The sequence below is a fragment of the Thermanaerothrix daxensis genome, assembly GCF_001306145.1.
Lineage (GTDB): Bacteria > Chloroflexota > Anaerolineae > Anaerolineales > Anaerolineaceae > Thermanaerothrix > Thermanaerothrix daxensis.
Map to the genome: position 1 here is coordinate 105,878 of NZ_LGKO01000004.1, position 24,064 is coordinate 129,941.

Here is a 24,064-nt window from a genome sequence, read left to right on the forward strand (position 1 = left end):
CGAGATGTTTCGATCCCCTGGCGTTCATAAGAAGCCATTTGACAAAAGATTTAATTTCACGATAAACTCTCAATAGTGAGGAGATCATCATGCACATAGCCTTACTTCACTACGCGGCTCCCCCAATTGTCGGCGGGGTAGAAGCCGTAATCGCACGCCAGGCTAAGTATCTGCTGAAAGCCGGTCACCAGGTTACCATCCTGACTGGACGAGGCAAAGCCTGGGACGAGCGCATACCTGTGCACGTGTGTCCACTCCTTGATTCTCGGCACCCGCAAATTCTTGAAGTCAAGCGCGATCTCGACCGTGGACACATCCCGCCGGAAATGGATGCCCTGGTAACCACTTTGCAAGAATGGCTCGAATCTTACTTGCTTCAAACCGACGTGCTCATTGCACACAATGTGGCTACTCAGCATAAGAACCTACCTCTCACAGTAGCCCTTCATCGCCTGATAACTCGTGGCATTCCTCGCCGGGTTATCCTCTGGCATCACGATCTGGCCTGGACCGCTGAGCGGTATCAGGGCGAATTGCACCCAGGCTGGCCATGGGACCTCTTGCGGCAAGCCTGGCCCAATACGATTCAGGTCGTTGTGTCTGAAGCCCGTCGCCTTGAGTGGAGTCAGTTGTGCGGATTGCCGCGCGAAGAAATTCATGTCATCCCAGCGGGCATTGAACAGGTAGAATTCCTCGGCTTATCAGCGATCACACAAGAGCTCTTTGAGCGCCTCAGCCTGGCTTCTGCCATGCCGATCCTGCTTTGTCCGGTGCGCATCACCCGGCGTAAGAACCTGGAACAAGCGCTCGCGATTATGGCAGAATTACACTCCCTCCTCCCCGCCGCCAGGCTTATCATCACAGGGCCACCAGGTGCCCATAACCCAGAGAATTTAAACTACTACCAGAGTCTTCTTTCCCTACGTGACCAACTGGGAATCAAAAACTCGGCTCACTTTCTGGCAGAATACTACCCGGATGGCGTCAGCGATCTCGTAATCGCAGATCTCTACCGCCTTGCAGATGCCCTATTGCTCACCAGCCGTGAGGAGGGGTTTGGCATACCTCTGCTAGAGGCAGGAATCAGTCGCCTACCCATCTTCTGTACCGGCATTGCCCCATTACGCGCTATTGCCCAAGAAGATGCCTTTTACTTCACACCGGAGACCTCCTCTCTGGATATTGCCTATGCCATTAAGGAGCGCCTCGAGGGAGATCCTCTTTATCGAGTGCGTTGTCGCGTACGCCTTAATTTCTCCTGGGAAGTTGTCTACCAGCGCCAGATTGTCCCCTTGCTGGAGGGTCTATGATAACCGAGAAACGCTTTATCCCTTTTCGACGGGTGGCTGTCCCCGTCCTTGGACAGGTGCTGCCCCACCACGCGTTAAGTCTGGCCCGTGCTCTGAATACCGAGATCATCATCTACCAGTTGATGCCGCCTTCATCAGGAGAAAGGATCACCCCCCACCCCAAAGGGTATAAAATTGCCGCCACATTGCGCGAGTCGCTTGGTGTTACCAACCGAGTCCAGGTTCTTTCCGAGTCTACCGAATGGTTTGATTTGCGTCAGCGCCTGGAAAACGATTCACCAGATTTGCTTATCCTGGAAATTCCTTACCATTTTCAAGGTCTGTTTACCCTTCCCGAAGTCCTCGCCTCCGCACCTTGCAACCTAGCGCTGATCCGCGGCCCGTGGCCAGAGCACAAAGGCAACATCTTGCTCCCTTTACGCGGCGGTCCTCATGCTGAACTTGGCCTGCGCATGGCCTTGGGATTGCACGATTTTCGCACAACGGCACTCCACCTGGTTGGGCCAAATCGCAGCCAGATCGAAGGCCCGTTCCGCGGCCTGGCGCGGATTCTCCCCAGTTTCCGAGAACTCACCTACAAAACTGCTGCTGCGGATCAACCAGCCCGCGAAATTCTGGAAGAGGCTCGACAGGCCGATCTGCTGATTATTGGGGCAGCCGCATGGCCAACCTCTGAAACCAGCGGTCTGGGATCAACCGCTGAAACTCTGCTCAATCAGGCTCCATGTGCGGTGATCGTCATTAAGAGCGCCCAACCGCTGCCAGCAACCTGGAGCGGCCCCGAAAGCGAACGTATTGGTTACAAAGCCATCTCCGTTTTGGTGGATAAATGGTTCGCCGAAAATACCTTCCACGCGGATGAGTTTGCAAATTTAAAGGAATTGGTGGCGCTTAAAGAGAAACAAAACCTGACCATCAGCCTGGCTCTCCCGGCACTTAACGAAGAGGAGACAGTCGGGCAGGTCATTTCCTGTGTCAAATCCGCGTTGATGGATCAGGTGCCCCTGCTGGATGAAATTATCCTGATGGATTCCAATTCCACCGACCGCACGCGAGAAATTGCCACCGACTTGGGCATTCCTGTGTACATTCATCAGGAAGTCCTGCCTCAATATGGGGCTCGCAGGGGAAAGGGAGAGGCTTTATGGAAGAGTCTGTATGTCACAAAGGGAGACATTATCGTCTGGATAGATACGGATATTGTTAACATCCATCCACGATTCGTCTACGGCATATTAGGCCCCTTGCTCCACTTCCCCCAAATCCAGTTTGTCAAAGGCTTTTACCGCCGTCCAATCCGCGAGGGTGAGAAGATTCAGGCCACGGGTGGAGGACGAGTCACTGAGTTAACCGCTCGCCCTCTGATCAATATGTTCTATCCTGAACTCTCCGGGGTGATTCAACCGCTCTCTGGCGAATACGGGGGCCGACGTCGCGCCCTTGAACACCTGCCCTTTTTCTCGGGCTATGGGGTAGAGACAGGGCTTCTTATAGACGTTTTCGAAAACTTCGGGCTTTCCGCCATCGCTCAGGTTGATCTTCAAGAGCGCATCCACCACAACCAACCTCTGGAGGCGCTTAGCCGGATGTCCTTCCTGATCCTCCAGGCGTTTATCCGCAAGCTTGAACAGCGCTACCATCTCCCCATTTTGGAAGAGGTCAACAAGTCCATGAAGTTCATCCGCTACGAAGAGGGGCGCTATTCACTCATGGTTCAGGAGGTCGTGGAACAGGAGCGCCCTCCCATGATTGAAATCCCCGAATATTTGGAGAGGCACCCAGATGGTCGTTCCTGAATCCCGCTGTCATCCAACGCAATGTGAAATCTGGGCAGTTCGCCACGGTCAGACCGACTGGAATCTGGAAGGTCGTTACCAGGGCCAAACGGATATCCCTCTAAATGCCACCGGGATTGAGCAAGCCAAGCGACTCGCCGCCACCTTGGATGGATATCGTTTTGCCGCCATCTACAGCAGTGATTTGAAGCGCGCCCACGAAACAGCCCTCATCCTTGCCGCCAGGATTCAATGTCCGGTCATCGTGGACCCACGTTTACGGGAGATCCATCAAGGTGAGTGGGAAGGTATGCAATTCTCCGAGGTAGTGGCTCGTTTTCCCGCTCATTTGGCGCAGCGGCAAGAACAACCCTTGCATGCCCGTCCTCCCGGGGGTGAAAGTGTGCTCGAAGTAGCCCAGCGAATCGCTACTGCCGCTAACGAAATCGCCTCTCGTCACTCCGGTCAACGTGTGCTTTTAGTCTCACACGGTTTGGCAATTGCCACACTTATCGTCCAGGCCTCGCAACTACCTTTCGAACGCGTCTTTTCGTTGATTCCCGAGAATGCCTCTATCACAGTAGTCTGCTGGCCCCCTCAGTCCAATGGACATCAACCCCACCCCTCTCTTTGAACACCTGGAATTCATTTACGGTAGCGACACCGCACAACGTGTTTTGCCCGTGCTGGTAGCGCGCCTTCAACGTTTTCGCTCGCCGGCGATCTCAACGCGCCCCTTAGATCATCGGGATGCCATTCTCATCACTTATGGGGACCAATTTACGACCCAGGGTGAGCCCCCTCTAAAAACATTGCATCAGTTTTGCCAACGCCACCTTAGAACCGCCTTGACAGGGTTGCATATTCTCCCCTTTTTCCCGTATTCCTCGGACGACGGGTTCTCGGTTATAGATTTCTATCAGGTCAATCCTGCCCTGGGCACTTGGGATGACATCCGGGCACTGGCTTCCGATTTTATCCTCATGGTTGACCTGGTACTCAATCACACCTCAGTCCAAAGCCCATGGTTTCAGGGCTTTCTGCGAGGGGACCCTGACTACCGCGATTTCTATCTTACTGCGTCACCTCAGAGTGATCTCTCCGCTGTGGTACGTCCACGCGCACTGCCTCTACTGACCCCTTTTGAAACTCCGCAAGGAACGTTGTGGGTCTGGACCACTTTTAGCGCTGACCAGGTAGATCTCAATTACAAAAATCCTGAGGTATTGCTCCGGATGGTGGATGTCTTGCTCACTTACCTGGAGCAAGGAGCCCGGATTATTCGTTTAGATGCGGTCGCCTACGTCTGGAAAGAAATCGGCACTCCTTGCATTCACTTGCCCCAGACACATCGCCTGGTGAGTCTCTTCCGCACAATTCTAAACCAAATTGCGCCCTGGGCGCTTCTCATCACCGAAACCAATGTGCCGCACGCCGAGAATCTCTCCTACTTTGGAGACGGGTCTAACGAGGCTCATCTGGTCTATAATTTTGCCCTCCCCCCATTAATGCTCCATACCCTCCATAGCGGAAATGCCGAAAAGTTGACCCAATGGGCCAGTTCTGCTCTCCAACTACCTTCGCCAGAGGTTACCTTTTTTAACTTTCTCGCTTCCCACGACGGGATTGGCGTCAATCCCGCGCGGGGTATTTTGAGCGAAAGTGAAATTCAGGCCGTGATGACTCACGTTCTGGAACGCGGCGGGTTGATCTCCTATAAGAGCAATCCGGACGGCAGCCTGAGCCCCTACGAACTCAACACTACCTACTTTGATGCCCTTGCAGATCCCCATTCAGAGGAGGTTTCCCTCCAACGCTTCTTAGTAGCCCATGCAATCCTGATGGCCCTACAAGGGATCCCGGGAATTTATGTTCATAGTTTGCTTGGCTCGTCAAACTGGTACGAGGGAGTACGCTTGCTGGGCTACAATCGGGCCATCAATCGCCAAAAGTTTTCCGTATCTATGATTGAAGAAAAACTACGCCATCCCGAATCTCGAGAAGCACGTGTACTCAAAGGAATGTTATCGCTGATACACGCCCGACAAAAAAGTCCAGCCTTCAACCCATACGCGCCTCAAAGGGTGCTTTCACTTTCACCCGCAATTTTCTGTCTGATCCGTCAAACCCAAGAAGCCGCCTCGACAGTCCTTTGCCTGCACAATGTAAGTGCAAAGCCTCAAAATCTTAAGATACCCATCACCTCATATCAACTTTTTGGAACAAAAGGAGTAGAATTACTATCCGATCGCGTCGTTGCACTGACCGATCCACTCGAAGTAAACCTCCCACCTTACGGGATTCTGTGGCTTGAGATAGTGAGGTGATGCACCCTCTATGCCATTCGATACCAGTGTTCCCCCATCCGGTTCCATTTGCTCTTTGCTGAAGAATCGAATTGATTTGATTAATATCCCCTTCACCGAGCGCGGTTCGCGCCTGATGGTCTTGCGCAATAATGACACGCTGACCATCCGCCTCGCCGAACGGTGGCTCAAAATAGATCCACGCCTCTCCGGTTACCGTTACCGCCCCCCACTGATCGAAAACCTGACCTTCTGCGACGAAGAGGGATATCCTCTCGCATTTAGTGAAGTCACCACGTATCCCCATCTAATTGACATTCACACAACTAAAGGGAATTTCGCAATCACGTTTGTTGACCCCGAGACGCTTCTTATCCTCCTCCCTGAAGCACGCTGCGGTCTCTGCTTCACTGTTCATGTTAACCAGGGTCAAACAGATCGGCGCGGGGGAATTCTTCACATGGTCGGGGATATTCGGCGCAACGTAGCCTACACTACCGACCGTCCAATGCTCAAGAATCAGATCACACAAAAACAACCCAATGAAATCAACGTAGAGGTCTTATTCGACCAGGGCGGTCCCAATGCTTTGCTGATTAATATCACACCACGTCTGGGCTTCAATCGTTATCTTCCCGACCCCCAAAAGACCCTTGCTGAAGCCTTGCAGCGATGGGAAGAATGGTTCCAGGCTGTACCCAAGGTAGAAGGGAAATATCAAACACAATATTACTATGCCTGGTGGATTATGCGGGCCGGGCTGATTTCCACACGTTTCTACACAACCCGAGAGGCCATGGTGCCCTCCAAGCCTTTCTACGTTGGGGTCTGGCAATGGGATGCCTTCTTTCACGCACTTGCCTATCGCCACGTAAACCCCCGTTTAGCCCAGGATCAATTCCGCGTACTGCTCGACCATCAACGTGAAGATGGCATGCTCCCCGATGCCGTCCACGACGAAGGCACCATCACACATCTGGATTTCCCGGTCGAAGCAGACGTGACCAAGCCTCCTGTTTTGGGTTGGGCGGCCTGGAAGTTCTATCTAAGCACCGGAGATCAGCAGTTTTTGAAAGAGATTTACGATGCTGTTGCCCGCTGGAATGCATGGTGGTTCAGCAAGAACGACACCGATGCAGATGGTCTATGCGAATACCATCACCCTTATTCCTCCGGCCTGGACGACAGCCCGTTATGGGATGAAGGGATGCCAGTAACTTCCCCTGATCTGAATACATATCTCTTCCTTCAACTGGAAGCTCTGGCTAAAATGGCCAAGGTGCTCAACTTTAGCAATGACGTTCAGCATTGGCAAACCCAAGCCCAAACGTTGCTTTCCCGCATGATCGCAAGGCTTTGGGATGCCGAAGCCGGGGTGTTCTGGCCGCGGCACTGCGAAAAACCCATCAAAATCCTGACCCCATTCAGTTTATTTCCTCTTCTAACCGGGCAACTTCCTCCCAAAATTAACTCTGCCCTGGTTCAACACTTGACTAATCCGGCTGAGTTCTGGTCCGCCTTTCCGGTGCCCACTGTGGCGCTCAACGACCCTCACTACAATCCAACCCAGATGTGGCGTGGACCGACCTGGATCAACGTCAACTACCTCCTCATCGAGGGACTGATGCGTACGGGCTACCTTGAACTCGGGCAAGAACTACGCCAGCGCACCCTGGAATTGATTAACCGCAATCGCGATATCGTTGAGTACTATCACCCCGAAACCGGTGAGGCTTGTGAAAAAGCCGCCCACGTTTTTGGTTGGTCGGCGGCTTTGTTCATTGACCTGGTATTGCAGGAACAACGGGAAACTTCACACCCGCGGGAGCCAGTCCCGGCCTAACTTTATTAATTAATGCGAGACCGAAATCTTCATCACCTTCCCTTCTTTGCTCATGGTGACTCGGGCAAAGTAGTGGTGAGCCTTTCCACCCTCAACTTGACTCCTGCGGAAGACAAGCACCAGTGGATCATTACTGCTTCTTAGAGGAGACTTTCCAGAACCTGAGTGAATGTCTTTTTCACCCGTTAAGGATTTGGCAACATTAAGTCGCCACTCTGCCTGCGAGAGTCCGGGTAGGAAGGGCTCCAAAATCCTCTTGGCCTCCATCACCAAATGGCCACTCTCCGCTTCGGAAAGCATCCTGCCATCCGGCTGATCAGCAATGGTCTTAACCTTAGGACGCTGGAAGGATCGGGGCAGGCGCTTAGGGGTTTTGAGCAAATCCACCCCATAGACCAAAGGATCCCCATAGAGAGTAAACGAGATAAGGGTCTTCTGGTCTTCACCATCTAGAAAACCCTGGCGGCGATTCATTTCTCGTACCAGGGCAATTTTTGCCAGCGAAAGAGCCTCGCCAGCCGAATAACCCGCCCGCAACCCGTTCCAGAAATAATAGCCCAGCAAATCGGCACCAACCAATGGGCTTTGAACTGCTCCATAAGAGATGCTGGTTGAACCGACAATGGCTAAGGTACCAATTTCCAGAAATCGCAGGGCAATTGAGTCTTGCTCGCTTTTACCTAAAATGTGACCACCATAACAAGCCTCGGTAAATACAATCCGAGGAGCTTTACCGTTCTTGACAAGATCACCGGGGGTTAGGGCAACCGGGTAATCCGGCCCAGGGGCGGGATCGTGAGGATCCTTTTGACCGTACCACTCCGCTCCATCTATCACCCCGTGGAGATTGTAGTAATTCAACGGGGCATGGGTCAACGCCTTGGGGTTGAGTTGCTCTCGCCGGTAAGGGGGTGAAATCCAGAATATTCTCCGTCTTCCCACTGGTCGGAAGGTTGCCAGAGCAGCCCGACGCCATACGGCTGCCGAGTATCCCAGCCCCCGATACCCTGAAAGGCCCCAAGCCCGCCAAAACGCCAACCAGCGCTCCCACCAGGAGGGGGCTTTGCGACGCTCACGATGGTACCTCTGCATGGCTCGCAGGCTCTGCAAAATCGGCCCAGGATCGCGATCCCTCCCACCAGGCAAGCGCCCAACAGCCCACTCAGGAACAAAGTAATTACTGTCACGGGTGGCATAAGGATTATCAGACAACACCTCAGTGTCTATATCATCAGTCGGGTTTGGCAATCGGTGGAATGGAACAATTTCATCCCCCCCTACAATTAGCAAAGCGCCGATGCGAGCACCCCGTTTGGCTAGCGCCTCATCCAAATCTGCCAAAGCCAGTTTGAGTGACCAGGCATCGGTTTTTAGAAGGGGTTTCATCCCCAAATGCGCCATCAAATCGGCATCATCCGGTAAAAAGAGCATAGCTCCCCAGCCAAATTCATTCGCCACAGCCTCCACTAACTCTCGCATGTGAGCCACTATAGTAGCAGCAGTTTGCTCCCCATAATGGCGTTCCAGAGCAAGGCGTGAAGTAAAAGCCACATAAATTGGGAATCGTCCATCCGTACGTCCAGGAGCGCCACGATTAATTCGTTTGGCGATGGCATCGAGCTCGTTCTCAATCTCTAGAAGCCAGGGACTCTTTGCTCGACGTGAATGGAGTGTTTGGCTTCCCCTACCACACTCCCCCGCTGCCCCTCCATGCTGATCAATTAATTTTTCTTCTAATGGGTGCTCAGGAGACCCTTTGGCAAACGAATCCGGGTTGGTGCTGGCGGTAACTTCAGTAGAAACCTCTTGTGCCACAGATTCGGCAAGTTGATTCCATCCCAATCGAGCAGCCACCTCCGCCGGAACCGGAAAATCAAAGCCCAGAGTCAAACACTCGGGCCAAAGACGCCAGAAGGGGTGCTCAAATCCCAGCCACCGTTGAATCACCTGGCCGGCGATATCCATGGTTACACATCGGTGCAACAGGCTTGTGCCTTCCGCCTCATCTCCCAGTGCCAATTTGCCCTCTGCCAGCGCCAGGGTCAGCCCCACGCAATCTGGCCAACGCTGGCGATAGAGATTACCAAATCGAATGACACTCACCCAATCCTGCAAATTAAGCAGAATCCGAATGTGAGTAAGGCAGACCAACAATTGATCCTGGGCAAGGGTAAGGGCACGGTAAATCAGATTCTCCGCTTGATCAAAGCGCCCCTGCTCTAACGCCTGCCTGGCCTGGCGTAACCTTTCAGCCCACTCGGGCATGGGTTCAAGCGGCTCAAGGTCTGTGTTTAGGATAAATAGCGCGGCCTTCGTGGCTTGGGGGTCCACGTGAGTACTCCCTTGCTCAGCGATATCCAGGAGTAATTGGTGTCCCTCGTAAAACTCCGGGTCCACCTGCAAAGCGCGCTCCAAGATAACCTGCCCTTGCCCGATTAGTCCATCCAGAACGAAGCTCTTGGCCAACCAATAACTCATCATCAAGTCACCCGGATAAACGTTCAACCAGGCCATAGCAACCTGTCGGGCAAAACGTAGGCTTCGTACCTCAGTTGCTATTCGAATAACGGTCAACCATTGCTCACGATCCCAGAGCCGTGCGGTTGAGGGCAACATAGAGAATTGCTGTTCCATGAGATCATGCCTCCTGGAGTTGATGCACCAGATTCAAGGCCACCAAAGCCCCCAACTGGCGCTTGATGGTCAGGTTATCCGGAGCCAATTGGGCTGCTCGACGCAGCATAGACTCGGCGGCCAGATAGTCCTTGCTATCCCGAAGTGCCAAGCCATACTCGTAATACACTCGAGGATCGCGTGGGGCAATACGTAAAGCCTGTTGATAGACTTCAAATGCCTTTGAAGATTCGCGCCGCTGTTGGTATACCTTTGCCATGGTCAGGTATCCCTCAACATTCTGAGGATTCAACCGCAATACCTCGCCAAGGTGATAAAGGGCTTTATCCAGTTGCCCCTTCTGAGTACAAATCTGGCCCATCAAAACATGCAGGTCTTCCTGATTGGGATCGCTTTGCAACCCCTTGAGCGCCATATTTTCCGCCTGAGTGAGATCGCCCAGTGACCAAAGCGCTTGCGCTGCCAACCTGAGCATGGCTAGATTCTCCGGGTCCTGAGCCAGCACCTTTTGAATAATGGGCAAAGCCTGGGCATTCCCCTCCAACTGACCTATAAGGCGGGCTTTCTCAACCAACAGTGCCACCTCCTCACCTCGGCCATCAATGAGCCGCTCCAGGTAAGCCAAGGCCTCCTTCTTGCCCAATCGTTTCTCCAAATAGGCCACTCTCAAAATTACGGACTCATAGTCATCCTTCGATTTCTCCATAAGCGCTTCGGTCCAAACATCGGCCTGTTCCCACTGGCCGGATTCCAGCGCCGCTTGAGCCGCAACTTTCAACAACGCAGGCTCCTCAGAAAATTCACCCAAATAATCCTGGGCAATTTCAATCACCTGGCGAGACTCACCAAGGATCAGCAGGGTCTGAAGATATTGAAGAATAACTTTCAGATTATCGGGAGCCAACTGAAGAGCCTTTTCCAGGTGCCCTCGAGCCAGTGCTCCCTGATTAAGATCCATATACAATTGCGCCAGATTCAGGTGCGCTTCCAAGTGATCAGGACGCTCTTTCAATAAGCGTTCTAGATGATCAACTGCCTCGGTTAAATTTCCGGTTTCCATAGCCAAACGAGCCGCTTCTTCCCGCCAGACCCACTCGGTGGGCCACAGGTCCAGGGCACGATCCATGGCTTCCAGAGCCAACTCCGAGTTGCTCGCCATTCGAGCACAGCGAGCAAGGGCTACGAATAATGGTGGGAATTCGCTCAATTCCTCCAGAGCCTTTAGAGCCCAAGCCATTCCCTTTTCTGGCGCCCGCATACCAAGAAACGTGGCAGCGTGGAATAGCACCCAGGCATCCTGCGTGAACTGCTCTACCACCTTTTCTGCCCCAGGCCAGTTTCCCAGGTGGACCAGTGCCATAAGCAGAGCCACCGCACGCTCACCGTTCAATGGAAAGCCCACCAATGAGCGCACGGTGGAATAGGTGGGAGTGAAGACACAATGCCCCCAGACACGCAGCGGCTCCACAGAAGCCTCGTAGCCGCTGTCCTTTAGCCTTGCAACGGCCTCCTCAAAGCGCTTGAATGCTTCCGAAGACATAGGAGGTCGGTGATTCTGAATGCCCAGCACATCTACCCAGGTAGCAGCCAAATGAGCACTCACCCACGCGCGCGCCAGACGCCAATGTGCCAATGGGATTTCCTTATACCGTTCAGCATTGGTCAGTAGCAACTGAAGTCCGCGCTCCCAATCCAAAACCGCCAGCGCCGCCTCACCTAACCACCCCAACTCCACGTCATTCCCAGACCCTTCCAGAGTACCTGAGAGGGCGGCCTGGATAACGGGCTCCAAGCGCTCATAGGCTGCGCGTGCTTCGTGCCACCGTCCTGATGCCGCCAAGTATCGCACTTTTAGGGCAATGGCCCGGGGATGGTCGGGAATTCGGCCAAGACTCTGCTCAATCCCTTGACGGGCTTTTTCAAGATCACCCTCTTCCAACCCAACCTCACCGACAAGGAGCGCCAGCAGGGTTAGCCAATTACGCTCTACCTCCCCTAAGAGCATTCCCTCAACAGCAATCCGTTCAACTTCAGTAAAAGTGCATACCTCTGCAAAACGCAACGTTGCCTGTGCCAGAAAAGCAGCCCACCCCCGATAGGCGACCACCTCGGGCTTCAGAGTCGCAGAGCGCACGAAATGCAGATAAGCCGCCTCAACATCTCCCGACCGGAATTTGAGATGGGCGTAAAGAAAGTGGATAGAAGCCCAGGAGAGATCAATTTGACTTTTCTGAAGCAAATCGAGAGTCCAGGCTTCAATACCAAACTCATCGCAAACCTCATCATCCTGGGCTTGCTGCAAAATGGCTCCCAGTTCAGCCATTGCTCCAGAGATTTGTCCATCCTGAGCCAACCAATGCGCCTTTACGAACCGAGCCGGTAGCCAATCGGGAGCCAGGCCAAGCGTTTCCTGAAGTACGGCGCGGGCCTTTTCTGGCTCGTTTCCCAAGAAGCGCAAAAGCGCAACCTGCAATCCTCGCTCCCGATTCCAGAACTCAGCATCCCCTTTCAACCGGCTCAATGTTTGGGCAGCCATCAAATAATTACCATAAGCATATAAACGCTGGCTAAGCATCGGCACAATAGCGGAATCTAACTGGGACTGTGAGGAAAGTGTGTTTAGAATTTCAAGCCCTCGGCCCTCTTGCCCCCCCTCCACCAGAGCATCTGCCAGTTTAAGCCAGTAAATCCCGCATTGAGGTGCCAGCACAGTGGCTTGCTCAAACCCCTTTATCTTCTCCTCTACCCACTCCTCACGTTCCGCGCATTGTATAAACCACTCTACAACGTCAAGATCATCTGCGAAGCGCTCCAGAAGGCGATTGGCGGTTTCACGGGCAGTGGCTTTTAGATTCAAGCAGGAATAAACGTCGGTTAACAACATATACAATCGCGGCCACTCAGGACATAGGGCAATGGCCTCTTCCAGGGCAGCCAACGCAACCTCAGGCTGCTGCTGCTTCATGGCTCCCACCCCAATCCCTCCTTGAAGGACAGCCTGCTTACAGCGATCAAAAGATGGTTGGCTGCTTTCCAGCATTTGGAAAACATTCAGCGCGGCTTGGGGTTGTTCCAGAGCCAATAGCACACACCCCATGACCAGGCGGACTTCTTGATTTTCAGGCTGCTGACCTAGAAGACGCTGTAACAGCGTATGTGCTCGCTTCAATTCCTCCGAAGTAGCCCGTGCCTCCAGGTTCAGTAGGTCCTCATCTTTATTCCACAGTGTTTTCAAGTAAAACCAGGCCCATTCGGGTTGTACATTTCCATGGTCTAAAAGGGGATGCATCATCTCCCGAACTTGGTGGGGATCTGCTCCCAACCGCTGCTGGAGGCAAGCCCCCAGAAAAGTCACACGGGGATCACCAGGCCAACGTGTGCTCGCACGGGTTAAGACAGCCTGGCTTTCCTCAAAGTAGCCCAACCCAAGCAGAGTCTCAATCAGCAGGAGATTAGCCTGGTAGGAGTTCGGAGCCAGCTCAGCAGCACGACGCAGGTAAGGTAGCGCTTCAGAAAGGCTTCCTCGTTCCAAGAGGATCTTTCCTAATGCCAGATGAATTTCCGCTGCAGCCGGCAAAATAAGGCTGGCGCTGCGTAGGGTATCAATCGCCTTGTTGGCCTCGCCCTGACGCTGGTAGTACTCCGCCAGTTTCACCCAGGGGTAGGCTTCATTAGGACATAAGAGCGTGGCCTGAGTCAGGGCTTGAACGGCTTCTTCCGCCTCTCCGTTCTCCAGCAAGATGACCCCGAGATAAGCGTGAGCCATCCCGTTTTCAGGGAAATCAAGCAGAATTTTTTGGCACTCCTCGAAAGCCTCCTGAAATCGTCCTGCCTGAATGGCACAGTGAATCAACGCCATCCGATCACTGAGGTCATTCCTCGAAGCCTCGTCCCCAATGAGACTGCGCCATTCCTCCAGTGCCTTCTCCCAAGCCCCTGAACGTTCATAGGCTTGGGCCAGTTTCCGTCGTATAGGACGCGATTGTGGAAAGTGGATAATGCCCTGCAACCCATAGGTCAGCGCCTGTTGATAAAACCCCGCCTCATCGCAAAGATCGCACATCTGAAGATAGAGATCTTCAGAAGAGGGGAGAAATTCCAACACTCGCTGCCCCAATTCAATACCCAATTCACTAAGCCCCAAACGCCGCAAGGCTTTTAGCAGGGGATTTGGGTCTAATTTACCCAGCCAGGCCATTATCTTCTGAAGGTGCGCTGAATCCTGATCATCCAACCAGGCGCGCAACCTATCTGCCAGGATCTGACGTCGTGTTGCCGGGAGGGGTTCATCTTTCTGAGCACACTGCAAGATCTCCACCAGAATAGGTGGAGCGTCCTTCGGGCAATCATCCCCTTCCCCCATGGCCTGTCCTGAAAGGGCCAGGGCATCTCCCAATCCCCAAGCGGAGAGTTGCTCCATGGTCACCCCGGCCAACTCCGGTAAAGCCTCCTCCCCAAAGCCAGGCGAACGCACCACCGACCGCTGTACTGCCACCCCGGTTTTCCAATAATCCAACAGCCTCTGCAATTGTTCATACCGCTCCAAACTTCTTGTGGGCATCCCGCTAAGCCGAAGCAGTAACGCCATTGCATGCAGCCAGAATGCCCGCTCTTTCAGATCGCTCCACGTGGTCAGAGCAGAAATGTCGGTGTCGCACCACGCCTCCAGGGCCTTTCGAGAAAGAACCAGCACATGACTTGCGGCAAGGCTGGCCACCTCCTCTTGACCACTTTGCAGGAGATACCACGGCCATTGTACTTGCTGGGGCAAAGGTTGCCTGAGAATCAGCGGGCGCAAATACTCCCACTGCTCTTGATCGCTCAAAGGTTGGCTAAGCAAAACGTGAAGCACATAATGGTAGCACAGTGGCTCGGGTAGCACGGCCAGGAATTCCAGCAGGGAATGAGGATCGTCCAGGTAGGCCCACACACAAACCAGAGGAGCGTTCCACCGCTCAGGGTTGGTTTCAAACTGGACCCGGGGCAATACACTTTCCCAGGCGGCTTCTTGAGAGCGTCGCCATAATACCAAAGCCACCAACCCCGCTTCCCGCAAGTTGACCGGGGTATGCCCCTTCTCCACTCGCCCTAAAAGTGTCACCCCTTCTCGCACAATTGTTTCATCATTCATCAAATGCCCCAAACCTACTCCCCCCGTTGTTTGAAGCATGGGATGGATTAAGGGGAGCGCCAAATTTCCCGGCATCCACAATTCACGGGCATCACGCTTTACCCCATTCAGGATTCCCAATGCACTGGCTTCCTGCAACGCTCTCCATACCACGGGGTCGCGGCGCAGTGCCCGTAGCACCAGACCTTGCTCATATTCGTTTAGGGACGAGCGGATCCATTCCAAAAGCGACTTCATAATAGCCTCGCCTTGTTTTGGAAGATGAAGAGGATTGGTTTTAGACGATCCGCACCACCAGGAGGTAAGAGGCCAGGATCAAGAGCATCCCCACCAGCATCAGAAAGACCCCAATGCCCGCTGTAGTGTGCACCAATTGATTGAGGGATTCAATTAGGGTCGCAGCATTGCCAACCAAACCGGCGATCTCTTCACTAATCCCCTTCTGAATTATCTTGGTAGTCTGGGTCGCCAGGCGCTGAATGTCGCTTCCCAAAACCCGCGAGGCTAGCGTGATAAGCCCCATCAGAAAACAAACGACCCCCAGCAGGAGCAAAAGCCCAGCCATAGTAAAGAAAAAATCATTTTTGGTCATCTCAAAAGGCATCATTCCCATCCTCCTGACTTTGACAGACCGGATGATGGGAATGATGCAAGAAACGTGCCAAACCAGCAAGCCGCCTACACCTAGATCACATCTGCTGGCAAGTCCCCTAAATCAATGACACGCCCATTACAAAACAACATGGCCCGTTCGATGGCATGATTGAGCTCCCGAATATTGCCCGGCCAGTCATAGCGCATCAGGGCTTCCATGGCCGCAGGCGTTACATCCTGCACATTCATCCCCAATTTAGCTTTGTGATGACGGATGAAGAAGCCCACCAATTCGGGAATATCTTCCTTGCGTTCCCGCAAGGGAGGTAGGTGCAGATCCACCACCTTCAAGCGGTAATAAAGATCCTGACGGAATTGCTGTGAGCGGATCATTTCCTGTAGATTGCGATTGGAGGCTGCAATGATTTGTACATCCACCTTGATCATGGTCGTTCCCCCCACGCGGCGGATGGCCTGCTCTTCAAGCGCCCGCAACAATTTAGCCTGCATATCTAAAGACATGGAGGAGATTTCATCTAAAAACAATATGCCCCCATCGGCCACTTCAATAAGGCCGTGTTTACGCTTCTCCGCGCCAGTGAAAGCCCCCGCCTCGTGCCCAAAGAGCTCCGATTCGATCATGGTCGGTTGGATGGCCGCACAATTGACCGCGATATAGGGTTTTGACGCGCGCGGGCCGTTCTGGTGAATGTAGCGCGCCAGCACATCTTTGCCCGTGCCAGTTTCACCCGTAATAAGCACCGATACCTGAGCCTGGGCCGCCTTATGCGCTTGCAAAATGACTTTCTGCATGGATGGGCTTTTGCCAATAATAAAATTGACCTCCCGTGTCTGAGCCCCACGCCAGTGAGCCAGTTCGCGCCGCATAAAGACAATTTCACTTGCCCGTTTCACCGAATTCGCCAATTGGGATAATTGAAATGGCTTGGTCACAAAGTCACTGGCACCGTTGCGCATCGCCTCGACGGCCATCTCAATATCCCCATAGGCTGTAATGACGATCATTGGAGGGCGGAAGGGCAAACGATTGCTCTCTAAAAGCAAGTCTGGGCCGTAGCCATCCGGCAATTGCACATCTACAATAAAGATGTCCCCCTCGCCGCGCTCCAGGCAGGCGCGGGCTTCGGCTAGCGTGCTCAAGCCAATCGTTTCGTATCCCAACGTGCTCAAATGCTCTAGAATGTTCAGACGGGCATTATCTTCGTCTTCAACGACAACAACTGTGATCGCCACGGTGTTTAACCCTCATCTTCTGGAATGGCCGGTAGAAAGACGTGAAACACGGTTCCACCGGGAAACGAATTGACCTTAATCGTACCATGATGAGCCGTGATAATGCGCTTGGTGATGGGCAATCCCAGGCCAGTACCATGGGGTTTGGTAGTCACAAAGGGCTGAAAAATGCGTTCTCGGATCTCTTCAGGAATACCCGGACCATTATCTGAGATGGTAATTTCCACCTGGGGGCGCAGCGTTTCGGAATAATTGCGCTTAACGCGCACCGAGAGCACCCCACCCTCCTGACTCATTGCATCCATCGCATTGCTGATCAGGTTCATAAAAACCTGTTCCAGCGCGCGCCAGTCCCCCAGCACCCGGGGCACATTTTCATCCACCTGCACAATAGAGGTAATCTTTAAGCGCGCCATGCGCGGCCGCCACCTTTCTACCAGGCGGCTGACCACTTCGCCAACGTCCACCGGCTCCTGCTTGGGCTCATAGGGCTTGGAAAGGCTCTTTAATGCCTCCATCTGATGTCCCAGACGGTGGCAATCGGCTTCCATGCGGCTGATCAGATCCCGATGGGGGCTATCCTCACCCAACCGCGCTGCCAACAACTCCAACCCGGTTGAAATTCCGTTTAGGGGATTGAGCACCTCATGGGCAAAAACCCCCATAAACTCTCCCAGAAAGGCCCGCTGTTCCAACTGACGCGTTTGGGCGCGGATCTGCTCATTTTCGCTGATGTCGTTGATCAGGACCACTACCGCCTGGACCTCACCCTCCCGCTCAACCGGCAAGATTTTTAAATCCGCAGGAAACGATTGCCCATTACGACGATGCAGGGTCACTCCAGGCAAAGATGGAAAACTCTTTCCCTGGCTGGCGCTGATTAGTGCCGGCATGACCCGATCTGGACTGATAAGGATATTTTCCACGGTATGGCCCACCACCTCATTACGGGCGTACCCCAGCATCATCTCAGCCGTTGCATTGAGATCTTCAACCAACAGCGCCGTATCCAGAATTAAGATCCCCTCGTGGCTGTTCTCCACAATGGCCGTTCGAATCAGGTTCTGCCGCTCATAAATGGCCTTTTCTATCTGCATGGATTCATTGCGCAGGTAGTGCTGAATGAGCAGATCTATGTAACTGGCCATTAGCATGGTCACTTCCAGTAAAAACGGGGGCGGAGTCTTTTCCCAGTCAGCCACAATCAGTAACCCCACCATTGCTTGCTCATAACCAATGGGGGCACTCACCACGTAACTGAGGTTTTGCATGCGGGCCAGGCGATGAACCTCGGTGGTAATGCGCTTACCCGGCACCCATATGGTGCCAACCGCCAGGCGAATTAAATCGGTGGTGGGAAGGGTCTCCGGAAACAGGGCTTCATTACCCATCCATGCCATACGCCGCAGAGCAGGGAACCGACTCTCGGCCTGATAAACCCCCACATAGGCAACCCTAAAGAGACGGGCAAATGCACTCAGGGCCTCCCACACAGCCTGCTCCAGGGTGGGCTGACGAAAAAGGCGCGGCAGGTTTCCCAGAGATTCCAAAACCTGCAGCCACCAGCGCTGCATCATGGCAGAAGGATCCTCACCCGGGGTAAGGCGTAAAACCGCCCAGGGTTCAGGCAAACCCAGGGGCATCCACCGCCCTACCACGCTAATCACATTCCCGCTTTTGGAGTGAAGCACCAGATCACGATCGCTGCCTTCAACGAACTCCGTTATATTTTCGCCACCTAGAATATCGTCTGGAGCCCGCTTTACCAATTCGCTCAAGTAGTAGCCGCTTAATTCGCAAAAGCGAGGAGTAGCGTATAAAATTCGATTCTGACGGGTATCAAACAGCAGAACCGGTTCATTGCACAAATCCAGGAGCAAAACCAGGCTGCGGAACAGGTTATTTTTGGTGTTGCGTCCAATGGAATAAAACGTCATTCGGCCTCGTTTGAGGAATTCATAAGGTAGAGGTTGAGTGGGAAGGTGAATGTCGCAAATGAGCAGGCAGGATACCCTCAATGGTTCGGTATTTGGCTACCGTCCGACGCGCTACCTTGAACCCCTGCTGGCGCAGGTGTTCAGCAATCTCAGCATCACTCAGCGGATGGGATTCACTGGCGATGATCTCGCGCAAGGCGCTTCGCACATTGCCATGCCGATCAAAGAACGAAGCCAGCGGCACAATGCGCTTATTTGGAAGTTGCACATTTTTCTGGGCCACCGCCCTGGAAATGGTAGATTCGTGCAGGTCCAGTTCGCGCGCAATTTGATGACGGGTAATGGGCCGTAGATAGCGCTCACCTTTCAGAATGTAATCGCGTTGCAACTCAACCACGCGGCGCATCAGGCGCAGTAAAGTGTGGTTGCGTTGCTGGAGGCACTTGATAAAAAGCGCCGCCCGGTCCAGATCGCTGCGCAGTTCCTCGCGTGCCTCACCCTCGGCCAGTTGGAGCCCCTGGCGAAAGGCCGGGTTGATGCGCAAAACACCTCTCAACGGCAGGATGATCTCCACCACCAGCGGCCCATTGGGATCATCGTTGAGGTGCGAGATGATAATATCAGGGTAGGTCAAAGTGCGCTGAGCCACAGCGGCTGGTGAGCGTACATCTCCCCAATGCCCCCGCGCGGGGAAGGGGTTCAGATTATCGCTGATAAACTGCGCCGCCTCTTTAACTGCACGCAATGGAATGCCTAGGCGCCGCGCCAGATCCGCATAATGGCGCTTACCCAGGTCATCCAACCCCTCCCGTATCAAAAGGTCCACCACCGCGGGCACCTCTTGAGTTTCTTTCAACACCTCCAGTTGCACCAGCATGGCCTCCTGAGGGGTGCAGGAGCCCACCCCCAGCGGTTCGGCGTGTTGAATAGCCCGGCGAATGCGTTCCACCCGCGAGGCCGGTATGTGAAAATAATCTGCCACCTCGGCCACATCCACCCTAAGCAGCCCATCTTCATCCAGATGCATGACCAGATGCGCTGCAATGAGCTGGTCGTCGTGCCCCAACTCGAAAGCCACCTGGCGCAGGACGTAAGTGGGCAGATCCAGCGGATCGGAGAAGAGCCGCTCTTCCGGGAGGCCCTCCTCGGTTTCCTCGCCGCTTTCCCCCGAGGAGGTGGGGAAAAAATCTTCGCGCGGGGAGATAAACACCACCACCTCATCCTGGGCATCGCTCCGCGGCTTGCTGCACACGGGACAGACGCTTTCGCCAGCTCTCAGCAGACGCTGACACATTGGACAACGCCGTTCCTCGACCAATTCAAGAGCGGGGTTGGCCAGTTCAGCCTGAATCTGCTGCCATAATTCCGTAACCGACTGGTGCAGCAGCGACATGGTTTGGGTCAGATGAGCCGTAATAACCGTTCGCGTGGAAGTTTGCTGAACCTGCAACATGGACGCTCTCCCAGCCTGCTTCTGATAGTATATGCGCAATTGATTCGCGTTGCAAGTTTCATGCCTGATTAAATCCAGCCCCCAGCGCTTTCGCTGGGAGCTGGAAGGTCCTGCCTCTCTGCTGAACAGCCGGGGCTCAGTAGATGTCGTTCACCGTGTTGTACACGTTAAACTTGCCGGTGGGGGTGATCAGGTTGGGGATGCGTTCCTTCTCCTGCAGGGTACGGTCATCGTAAATGACGATCTCGCCGGTCTGGCCCGGCTTATCCGCCGTGCCCCACACACTCACCCAAACCTCGGTGCCCTGCCGATTGTACTCAAAGTGTGTGGCTCGCCCGTAGTCGGCCACCTCCCAGCATTTATAGGGCTGGGTGGGGTCGGACTTGGCCACCACGCAGATGGTGCGCGCCAGTTTGGGGTCGGAATTCAGGGTCATATCCACCCAGATCCACGGGCTGGTGGGGTGTGTCTTGATGAACAGGCTACCAGAGCCGGGCAACGCTATCTCGCGCACGGCTTTCCAGGCATATTGCGGGTGACCAACGGGGTCAGTGCCGATGGTGGTGATTGCCGCATCTCCCAGATGAGCCGTGCTCCAGACCGGCCCAAACTGCGGGTCTACCCAGTTCGCCCCGCGCCCAGGATGCGGAACTGCTGGTGTATCCACCAACGCCACCAGTTTGCCATCCAGAGCGTCCACGACTGCCACCTTGTTTGATTGATTGGCAGCCACCAGGAAGTAGCGTTTGGTAGCATCCCATCCCCCATCATGCAGGTAGCGCGCTGCTTCAATCATCTTGATGGTCGGGTTATGGGGATCGCTGTAATCCACCAGCCAGATCTGACCAATTTCCTTGATATTGACAATCCACTCCGGCTTGAAGTGCGAAGCCACAATGGCGGCCACCCGGGGCTCGGGGTGATACTCCTCCATATCTATCGTGTACCCACGCGTACTCACGATTTTGAAAGGCTCCAGCGTCTGCCCATCCAGAATGACAAAGTGAGGCGGCCAGTAACAGCCCACAATGGCGTACCGATCCGTGAAATCACCCAATTCGCCTTTGTACTTACTGACCTCCACCGACCGGGCATCGTAGCAGGTCTGCACCTCGGCAACTTTTTGCGGCACCTCGGGCCAGAGATCTACCATCACAAGGCGACCGTCGCGACCGATGACGTACACATAACGGCCAGTTGCCGACATGCGCGAGATGTGAACTGCGTAACCGGTATCCAGTTTGGCCACCACCTCATACGTATCTCCATCAATCACGGCCACCTGGCCGGCATCCCGCAAGGTCACCACAAAGTAATTCTGCCAGTTGCGCGTCGTCTGAGGCTGGGTGGGGCGCTGCTCGGGGGGTACCAGCACCTTCCAGGTCTGCTTCATCTGCTCTAGCGACATTTCCGGGGGCGCAGGCGGCTCCATCTGCAAGAATTTCGCCATGATCTCTGTCTGCTCCTGGGTCAAGAACCCCTGCTTGCCCCAATCCGGCATTCCGCGGGGTGTCCCATTGAAGATAATGGAAGCCAGAGCCAGCGTCCCCTTGGGCTGCGTCTTATCGGGGGTGAGCGCTGGGCCGGTCGCACCTTTGCGCAACGTCCCGTGACAACCAGCACAGCGCTCAAAGTACACCTGCTTGGCCCAGGCAAACTCCTCCTCACTCAAAAGGGGAACCTCACCGGTAAGCGAGGGTTCTTCAGGCACGGATGTGGTTTGCTCTGCAACCTCCTCCGGTGGGTGATAGAGGTATTGAACCACGGCTTCAATTTCCGCTGGGCTAAGAAGCGCTCCCAGGTTTGCAGGCATCAGACCTTTCTGACAAGGTACCCCATTACAATCTGGGGCCACAAAGGCATCGGGCTCGACAATCGCCTCATGAAGATAATCAAGAACGCTCTTGGCCTTACCAGTGTACTCGCCCGATTCCAGCCGCTTCTCTGCCACTTCAGCAATTTGGGACAGATCCGGGCCAAGGGTGCCCTGCGCGCCCGGCACGCCTGGAATCACATGGCACGCCCCACAGGCCCCTTTCTTGAATCCCTCCATCGCCAGTTCCATGACGTCACTGCCAGCCACAGGAGAGGTCGCTGACAGCGCGGGGGTAGATGTTGGGGTTGGTTGGGAGCGTCCTGCACAAGCCGCCAATCCCAGCACACTAATCCCGAGCAGGATCCATGCCATCCAATGGTGCTTCATGTCACCTCCTTCAAATTTAATCGTTTTAGAGCAAAATAGGATGATTGAGTGACCTGAAATTTAGCATATGACGTTTTATCCTCAGCATGATTGCGCCAGCGCAAACAACGCCAGCCAAAGGGTCTGAGCCCTCACCGCGACCAGCACCACTTGACACTTCTCCTCCTCCTGGGATACTATCAACACCACAACGCCCAGGTGCCTTGAGCACCGTGGCGCAGAGAAACGAGGTAAACCCATGGCAGTTGTTCATGTGATTGGTGGTGGATTAGCCGGAAGCGAGGCAGCCTGGCAGGCTGCGGAACTGGGAGCAGAGGTCATACTTTACGAAATGCGTCCCCTGGTCAGCACCGGGGCTCATCGCACAGACAAACTGGCCGAGTTAATCTGCTCCAATTCTCTCGGATCCCGCCTCTTGGACCGCGCCTCGGGGCTGCTCAAAGAAGAATTACGCTTGTTGCGTTCCCTGCTATTGGCGTGTGCCGAGGCTACCGCGGTACCCGCCGGGGGCGCCTTGGCTGTAGATCGAGATGCCTTCGCTGACCTGGTCACCCAGATTATCAGTCAGCACCCGCGCATCCGGGTGGTGCGCCAGGAAGTGACTCGCCTTCCCGAAGGGGTGGTCATCATCGCATCCGGCCCGCTGACCTCCCCCGCGCTGGCAGAGGAGATCCAGCGATTAACAGGTGAAGATTATCTTTTCTTCTACGACGCCATCTCCCCGATTGTGACAGCCGATTCCATCAACATGGACATTGCTTTCAAGGGTTCACGCTACGGGCGCGGAGCACAAGAAGAAGGGGATTATATTAACTGCCCAATGAGCAAAGCCGAGTACAAGGCTTTTGTGGATGCACTGGTCCATGCCGAACGCATCCCTCTGCGCGATTTCGAGAAAGCCATCGAACACGGCGTCAAAGCCGGGGCCGACAAATACTTTGAGGGGTGCTTACCCATCGAGGTGCTGGCTGCACGTGGTGAAAAGGCTCTGGCATTCGGACCACTACGGCCGGTTGGTTTGATAGACCCGCGCACCGGGAAACAGCCTTACGCGGTGGTTCAACTGCGTCAGGACAACCTGCGTGGTACGCTTTACAGCCTAGTGGGATTTCAGACCAACCTGACCTACCCTGAGCAAAAACGGGTTTTCCGCATGATCCCGGGCCTGGAACAGGCAGAGTTTGTCCGCTACGGACAAATGCACCGCAATACTTACATCGCCTCTCCGCGCCTTCTGCTTCCCACCCTCCAATTGCGTCAGCACCACACGATCCTGTTTGCCGGGCAGATTACTGGCGTGGAGGGCTACATGGGGAACATCGCCACTGGGCTGCTGGCCGGCTGGAATGCAGTGCGCCTTTTGGGCGGTAGCGACCCCCTCACCCCTCCAACCACCACCATGTTGGGAGCGCTATGCCGCTATATCACCGAGGCTCGCCTCGAGGACTTCCAGCCCATGAAAGCCAACTTTGGCTTACTGCCCGACCTGGACCATCCTCCGCGGGGCAAACAGGAAAGACACCAGCGCCTGGCCATGCGCGCCCTGGAGGATTTGAGCGCCTGGCTACGCCGTTTCCCAGAGCGCACCCAGGTCACACTTCCCTTACTGCACTGAGGTGATCAC

At 54.4% G+C, this 24,064-nt stretch carries 13 protein-coding genes; 6 read left to right on the forward strand and 7 right to left on the reverse strand.

All coding sequences use genetic code 11. The features are described from left to right. Positions 1-89 precede the first annotated feature (89 nt). From SE15_RS07635 to SE15_RS07655, 5 genes are read left to right on the forward strand one after another with little or no spacing between them, the layout of a single operon-like run. A complete protein-coding gene (locus SE15_RS07635) occupies positions 90-1,310 on the forward strand; it encodes a glycosyltransferase (protein ID WP_054521532.1) in 1,221 nt (406 codons plus the stop codon). Further along, positions 1,307-3,106, forward strand: coding sequence for a glucosyl-3-phosphoglycerate synthase (locus SE15_RS14120; RefSeq protein WP_083461800.1), 1,800 nt, complete (start codon positions 1,307-1,309; stop codon positions 3,104-3,106). Before SE15_RS07635 ends, SE15_RS14120 begins: the two co-directional genes overlap by 4 nt. Then, the gene (gene cobC / locus SE15_RS07645) at positions 3,093-3,719 is read left to right on the forward strand and encodes an alpha-ribazole phosphatase (protein WP_054521533.1); all 627 of its coding nucleotides are present in this window, start codon (positions 3,093-3,095) and stop codon (positions 3,717-3,719) included. Before SE15_RS14120 ends, cobC begins: the two co-directional genes overlap by 14 nt. Next, complete coding sequence (locus SE15_RS07650) at positions 3,691-5,412, forward strand: sugar phosphorylase (protein WP_054521534.1); 1,722 nt, start codon at positions 3,691-3,693, stop codon at positions 5,410-5,412. The genes cobC and SE15_RS07650 overlap by 29 nt, the downstream gene beginning before the upstream one ends. Positions 5,413-5,422: 10 nt before the next feature. Continuing rightward, positions 5,423-7,234 carry an amylo-alpha-1,6-glucosidase gene (locus SE15_RS07655; RefSeq protein ID WP_054521535.1) on the forward strand — a complete coding sequence of 604 codons (1,812 nt, stop codon included), beginning with the start codon at positions 5,423-5,425 and terminating at the stop codon, positions 7,232-7,234. Positions 7,235-7,243: 9 nt separating this feature from the next. On the opposite strand, the gene SE15_RS07660 is transcribed toward SE15_RS07655, so the two are convergent. The 7 genes from SE15_RS07660 to SE15_RS07690 form a co-directional block, all read right to left on the reverse strand. Beyond that, positions 7,244-9,868, reverse strand: coding sequence for a C25 family cysteine peptidase (locus SE15_RS07660; protein WP_054521536.1), 2,625 nt, complete (start codon positions 9,866-9,868; stop codon positions 7,244-7,246). A 4-nt stretch (positions 9,869-9,872) separates the two neighbouring features. Then, entirely contained in the window at positions 9,873-15,236 is a 5,364-nt protein-coding gene (locus tag SE15_RS07665; protein WP_054521537.1) for a tetratricopeptide repeat protein, read from the reverse strand. 40 nt (positions 15,237-15,276) lie between these two features. Then, entirely contained in the window at positions 15,277-15,606 is a 330-nt protein-coding gene (locus SE15_RS07670; protein WP_054521538.1) for a hypothetical protein, read from the reverse strand. A 77-nt stretch (positions 15,607-15,683) separates the two neighbouring features. After that, a complete protein-coding gene (locus tag SE15_RS07675) occupies positions 15,684-16,847 on the reverse strand; it encodes a sigma-54-dependent transcriptional regulator (protein ID WP_054521539.1) in 1,164 nt (387 codons plus the stop codon). 5 nt (positions 16,848-16,852) lie between these two features. Then, the gene (locus SE15_RS07680) at positions 16,853-18,784 is read right to left on the reverse strand and encodes an ATP-binding protein (protein WP_054521540.1); all 1,932 of its coding nucleotides are present in this window, start codon (positions 18,782-18,784) and stop codon (positions 16,853-16,855) included. A gap of 19 nt (positions 18,785-18,803) precedes the next feature. Next, positions 18,804-20,237, reverse strand: coding sequence for an RNA polymerase factor sigma-54 (locus SE15_RS07685; RefSeq protein ID WP_054521541.1), 1,434 nt, complete (start codon positions 20,235-20,237; stop codon positions 18,804-18,806). 136 nt (positions 20,238-20,373) lie between these two features. Next, a complete protein-coding gene (locus tag SE15_RS07690; RefSeq protein WP_456243297.1) occupies positions 20,374-22,050 on the reverse strand; it encodes a cytochrome D1 domain-containing protein in 1,677 nt (558 codons plus the stop codon). A 628-nt stretch (positions 22,051-22,678) separates the two neighbouring features. On the opposite strand from SE15_RS07690, the gene trmFO reads away from it, so the two are divergent. Next, positions 22,679-24,055, forward strand: a complete 1,377-nt coding sequence (trmFO, locus tag SE15_RS07695; protein WP_054521543.1) for a methylenetetrahydrofolate--tRNA-(uracil(54)-C(5))-methyltransferase (FADH(2)-oxidizing) TrmFO — start codon at positions 22,679-22,681, stop codon at positions 24,053-24,055. Positions 24,056-24,064 lie beyond the last annotated feature (9 nt).